The sequence below is a fragment of the Psychrobacter sp. JCM 18901 genome (assembly GCF_000586435.1).
Classification (GTDB): Bacteria; Pseudomonadota; Gammaproteobacteria; order Pseudomonadales; family Moraxellaceae; genus Psychrobacter.
In genome coordinates, this window is record NZ_BAWH01000041.1 from 1 (window position 1) to 4,831 (window position 4,831).

2 protein-coding genes and 2 pseudogenes are annotated in these 4,831 nt (G+C 42.9%); all 4 read right to left on the bottom strand.

What is annotated here, in order from left to right; translation table 11 throughout:
• Positions 1-11: 11 nt before the first annotated feature.
• The 4 genes and pseudogenes from TT11_RS16425 to TT11_RS16440 all read right to left on the bottom strand — a co-directional run bounded on the left by TT11_RS16425 (position 12) and on the right by TT11_RS16440 (position 4,706).
• A complete protein-coding gene (locus tag TT11_RS16425) occupies positions 12-578 on the bottom strand; it encodes a YsnF/AvaK domain-containing protein (RefSeq protein ID WP_261871184.1) in 567 nt (188 codons plus the stop codon).
• A 247-nt stretch (positions 579-825) separates the two neighbouring features.
• Positions 826-1,675, bottom strand: a pseudogene (locus tag TT11_RS16430) (DUF2382 domain-containing protein).
• A 400-nt stretch (positions 1,676-2,075) separates the two neighbouring features.
• Complete coding sequence (locus TT11_RS16435; protein WP_134292604.1) at positions 2,076-3,257, bottom strand: acetyl-CoA C-acyltransferase; 1,182 nt, start codon at positions 3,255-3,257, stop codon at positions 2,076-2,078.
• Positions 3,258-3,366: 109 nt separating this feature from the next.
• Positions 3,367-4,706: pseudogene (locus TT11_RS16440) on the bottom strand (homoserine dehydrogenase).
• Positions 4,707-4,831: the final 125 nt, after the last annotated feature.

The window sequence follows — 4,831 nt, forward strand, 5'->3', positions numbered from 1 at the left end:
ATTATAAGCGCTTATTTTAACGGAGTTGTATCAGAACCATGAGCCAACAGACCTTCTTCAGTCACATCTAACTCTTCATGCTTGAGCTCTACTTGAATGCTATCAGTATGCACATGGGTGCTTTTGTTAATTTCGATATCTTGAATAGCGTAGGTGTCTTTGGTAATAGTAGCCACTTGGCGAGATAGCACAATATCAATCGGTTCATCGCCAATCTCTATTTGTTTACCATTAATGGTCACTACAGCTTTGCTATCCAAAGAAGGCTCGACGTGGCGCAATATATCTTTTTCATCGTAGTTACCAGAGAGTAAATCTTGGCTTTCTGCGTCATGATAATCAGTACGAATGGTGATATATTCTTCTACCAACTCAATTGGCACTTCAACAGTCTTAGTACGTGAATGCTTGGTGACGGTTACTTTACCCACATCTAAGCGTTCTTTGTTAATTACAGGACGCTCTTCTAATAGCTCTAAGTGTCCAACATTGACGGTATTATTCGTCTGCTTCGTTGAGATATTTTGTTCTTTATCCAAGTTATCTTGGTAAAGGCTGTTTCCATTTTCAGTAGTCATTATTATTCCTTTATAATTATAAAATGATGAGTTTCTAATAATTTAAAACGCTATATGTTAACCGACCACATATATTAACTAGCTACATCCAATACTATAAACCATTCGCTCATGTTATGAATACAAAAAAGACCAGAGACATGCTCTGATCTTAATGGCTAAACAGATGAGCTTAGCTACTTGTTACTATCATAGTTTAATGACGATATAGGAAACTTACGTCGTTAAACTATGACGTATTAGCATCTTACATGCCACGAGCATGGCGTACATCTTCTGCTGTGATACCATCACGGTCTACTAAGTTACCTTCACGGTCAACCACGTTGCCGTCGCCATCAACATCTAGCTCTTCACGTTGAATGGTCTCAACCACAGTTTCAGTGTGATGATCGGTCGTCTTACCTACGTTTACTTCTTCAGAAACATAGGTGTCTTTGCTGACGCGAGCACGTTCGGCCTGTAGCTCAACTTCAACTGTTTCAGTAGCATCGAGATCACCAATACGACGATCTGTTGGGCGATCTACGCTAGTACGTTGGATATTGGCATGTTCTTCTTCTAGATCTACATCGACATTGCGCTCTTCAGTAACGACATGCTTACCTACTTTTACTAGACCAGCAACGATACGGTCTTTGTTTACCGTTAAACGCTCTTCTAATAACTCTAATGTATTTGGTGCATCATAAGAGTGGTCTGCAATATCGACGCGATCTTCTACAGGGAGTGTATCAGCAGTAAATGCTTGACGATCTCTTTCGTACTGCTCTTTATAGCTGTATTGATAATCGTGATCGTATACTTCCATGGCTTCTACTTGTGTTTTGGTCAAGCTATCAAAGAAGACATCATCACCAACGATACGGGCTAAACCTGCTGGTACCAGTACTTCTTTTGAACTAAACCAGCCGCCTGCATCTACGATTAAGTAACGAATACGACCAGTAGTGTCTTCTACTAAGGCACCTTCGATTTTACCGATTTTTTTCTTCATTGATACCGTAAGCAGTTTTGTGCGTTGGGTCATAATAGTCATCACCAATTAAGTCTTGATGAGTAGCTTGGATATCTTTTAAACGGATTAGTTGACTCATTGTTATATTCCTTTTTTTGCGAGTTTATTTTTTTATAATGTAATGGTTGATGTTGTTATTAATTTTTAGTAGAACCGTATTTATTACAGTTAATGGTAAGCCAAATGAATAGCTTCCCTATCAACTTGAAGCTATCCTAACACCGTGATTTTTGATGAGATATATAAGCAAGGTAGCAAAGTGTGCACTTGCAGTAATTGCGTGTAATAGGCTGTAAGTGGCATAACATAGGAGGGGGTAGAAGTTAACGAGTCTTTACACAGAGTAATATTCGACATTCATCGAAAGAAAGCAGACACAAAAAAACCGCATTACCATTAGCAATGCGGTTTCTCAATAAACAATAATTATCTAAGTATTATTCAGCTAACTTACTTTAAGTCAGTTAGACCTGCTTTATTTAAGCAAGTTCAATAGCAACAGCTACCGCTTCACCACCACCGATACATAGCGTTGCGATACCTTTTTTGCCACCAGTACGTTTTAGAGAGTTGATAAGCGTAATTAGAATACGAGCACCTGAACAGCCTACTGGATGACCAAGGGCACATGCACCGCCTTCGATATTTACTTTAGCATGGTCAAGTTTTAGCTCGTCCATTGCAGCCATAGTAACCATCGCAAAGGCTTCGTTAATTTCCCACAGATCTACATCATCTACTGACCAGCCAGCACCTGTTAATACTTTTTCAATGGCGCCGATTGGCGCAATGGTGAACTCGCTTGGGTGACGTGAGTTTGAGGCAGTAGCAACAATGCGAGCTTGATAATCAAGACCTTCAGCATTCGCTTGAGATTCTTTCATAACGACGACAGCTGCAGCACCGTCTGAGATTGAGCTAGCGTTTGCAGCAGTAATTGTACCGTCTTTAGCAAATGCTGGACGCAAAGTAGGAATGCGATCAGCGTTGGCAAGGGCAGGTTGCTCATCGGTATCAACAGTTTGCTCGCCTTTACGCGTTGCAAACGTAACAGGCTCGATCTCATTTTTAAAATGGTTGTCTTTGATAGCAGTCAGCGCACGGTTCAATGATTCAATAGCAAACTCATCCATTTGCTCACGTGTATAGCCTTTCTCATCAGCCATTTCCTGAGCAAACATACCCATTAGCTTACCAGTATCAGCATCTTCTAGGCCATCTAAGAACATATGGTCTTTGACTTCTTTGTGACCCATACGATAGCCGCCACGTGAACCTGGCATGATATATGGTGCATTGGTCATTGATTCCATGCCGCCTGCAACAGCGACGTTGAAGCTGCCCGCTTTGATACCATCATGCGCTTGCATGACTGCTTTTAGGCCTGAACCACAAAGTTTATTGATTGTGACAGCACCAGTTGCATCCGGTAGACCTGCTTTACGCATGGCTTGACGAGCAGGGCCTTGACCCAGACCTGCCGTCAAGATACAACCCATAATGACTTCATCAACACTGTCAGCGCTAACACCTGAGCGTTCGACGGCAGCTTTGATAGCGGCGGCGCCCAGCTCGGTAGCACTCATGTCTTTTAGTGCGCCTTGAAAGCCACCCATTGGTGTACGTGCGCCGTTTAGGATTACAATTGCATCATTTGACATCGTTATTATTCCTTGTTGTGCGTTTTGATTAAGTATCTACCAAGAAATCAGATGCCGATTGGCTAGCTTTTGCTTATATTATAAGCATCTGTCTTCTTCAGTATGTGGTTTATGCTAGCTCATCTAATCGTATGCGTACCACTTTATCAGTAATGGTCTCTAACTTTTCAATTTTTTTCGATAGCAAGATTCATCTGACCCTCGACCACAGGTAGCGTCAGAATAATCACCGGCACTTGACCTACTTTATGCGCAGGCTTTTGCAAGATTGCATCGATGTTGATACCAGCATCACTTAGGATGCGCGTGATATCTGCCAATACACCTGGCTATCATAGGCATGCACACGCAAATAGTATCCAGTTACCATCTGATCAGCACGCAATATAGGCGTGTCTGATAGCTGGTCAGGGATAAATGCTAAATGCGGGACATGATGTCCAGTGTTGCTCTGATCGTCGCGGTCTTTGCTACCCAGTACACGAACCAAATCCATGACGTCGGCCATCACTGCAGAAGCGGTTGCACCAGCACCAGCACCATCGCCGCAATAGAGCGTCTGGCCTAGCGGATGTGAGTTGACCAGTACTGCGTTTTTCACACCATTGACGTTCGCCAATAGCGCATCTTGTGGAATAAGTGTTGGATGTACGCGTAATTCAACCCCTGCATCACCATCGTTTTCGCTATCGCGGCGTACTGCAAACCCTAAATGCTTGATACGGTAGCCAAGTTCTTCGGCATAGTTCACGTCTTGCAGGGTAATACCAGTAATACCTTCACAGTAGACTTTATCAAACTGTAGCGGGATACCAAATGCGATTGAGGCAAGTAGCGCCAATTTATGAGCAGCATCAATACCTTCGACATCGAAAGTAGGGTCAGCCTCTGCATAACCTAACTCTTGTGCTTCGCTTAATACGTCGGCAAATGGGCGACCCTTATCACGCATTTCGGTCATGATAAAGTTACCAGTACCGTTGATGATACCCGCGAGCCAGTCAATTTTGTTGGCAGCCAGTGCTTCACGCATTACCTTGATAATAGGAATACCGCCTGCTACCGCTGCTTCATAAGCAACATGTACATTGTTTTCTTCAGCGAAGGCAAAAATCTCATTACCGTGTTCAGCGAGTAGAGCCTTGTTTGCCGTAACACATGTTTGCCGTTTTTAATGGCTTGCATAATGACGTCTTTGGCTAAGGTGGTACCACCAATCACTTCGATAACAATATCGACATTATCGCTTGCGGCAATTGCCATCAGATCGCTGTTTTGCATGATATTGGCATCAATATCATCACGCTGACGACGCGTACCGACTTCGGTAATAATAATGTCGCGTCCGCTACGGCGTTTTAGCTCATTTAAATTGTCATTGATCAGATTGATCACGCCCGTTCCGACGGTGCCCAGACCAAGTATCGCTAGTTTGATGGAATTACTCACAGTATCCTCAAGAGGTTAAATATAATGAAGTCAGTATAAGCGGTGACAGTGTCAGATGAGTCTGCGATATTAAACGTAACGTCTGTGCGCATTGTCTAGTGCTGCCTGCCTATCTACTTCATCAT